Below are 924 nucleotides of genomic sequence, written 5' to 3' on the forward strand. Positions count from 1 at the left end.
GCCTTCTCCCCCGCCCTCCTGCCCGGAGCCGCACAGACCCGGGACTACGCCCACGCCCTGATCACCGCCAGCATCCACGACGCCGACCGGGCAACGGTGCGGCGCGCTCTGGAGGTGCGGATGCGGCGCCACGACGAACTCCTCCACGGCGCCAGCCACCACCGGACCTACGTCATCACCGAGCTGGCTCTGGTGTGTGGGCTGGTGGAGGAGACGGTGATGGAGGCCCAGCTCGCCCACCTGCGCCGTGTAGCGGGGCTGGGGCATGTGGACCTGAGGCTGCTGCCCGCCGATGCCGCCGAGCCCTGGACGGTCGGCTTCGTGCTCCGCGATGGGCAGGTCAGCCTCGAAGGCCCCTCCGGGCTGATCGCACTGGCCCCCGCCGCCGTCCCGCTCTACGAGGCCCACTTCGAGCGGTTGGTAGCGGCCTCCCAGACGCTCACCCCCAGCTCCTTCTGACTGGAGCTGCCTTGACCGGTCGTCCGTCGCCTTCCCCGGTCGGACGACCCCCACACCACACACCTTCAGGGCAACGGCAACCACCCCGTGCACACCCTCAAACCCTCACCCGACTCCAACCGCTCCACCACCGCCCGATCCAACCGCGTCCGTCTCGGCGCCGCCCCCACATCCACCCGCGCCATCCCGAACACGAACCGGAACACATCCCCCTCACCCGGCGACCCCTCACCCACCAACGTGAACCGGCGCTGGAACCGCACGATGTTGGACCCCTCCCCCAACACCTCACCCCAATACGGATCCAACAACCACGACGTACACGTGGCCACCACCGGATCCATCCCCAAATGCTCCCGCGCGAACCCACGCGCCCGCGCCAACGCCCCATCCACCGCATCAGGAGCCAACCCGCCCGTGGGGATGTGCAACCGCAACACCGCCTCCCCCACACCCCGGGCTCTT

At 70.0% G+C, this 924-nt stretch carries 1 protein-coding gene and 1 pseudogene; one reads left to right on the forward strand and one right to left on the reverse strand.

From position 1 onward, the window contains the following. A partial coding sequence (locus tag BQ8420_RS03505) for a Scr1 family TA system antitoxin-like transcriptional regulator (protein ID WP_087096355.1) occupies nucleotides 1-459 on the forward strand: 459 nt, incomplete at its 5' end. A 65-nt stretch (nucleotides 460-524) separates the two neighbouring features. Here the strand turns inward: BQ8420_RS03505 and BQ8420_RS03510 are convergent. Further along, nucleotides 525-924, reverse strand: a pseudogene (locus tag BQ8420_RS03510) (hypothetical protein); the annotation flags it as partial.

It is taken from the genome of Nocardiopsis sp. JB363 (genome assembly GCF_900143625.1).
Classification (GTDB): domain Bacteria; phylum Actinomycetota; class Actinomycetes; order Streptosporangiales; family Streptosporangiaceae; genus Nocardiopsis.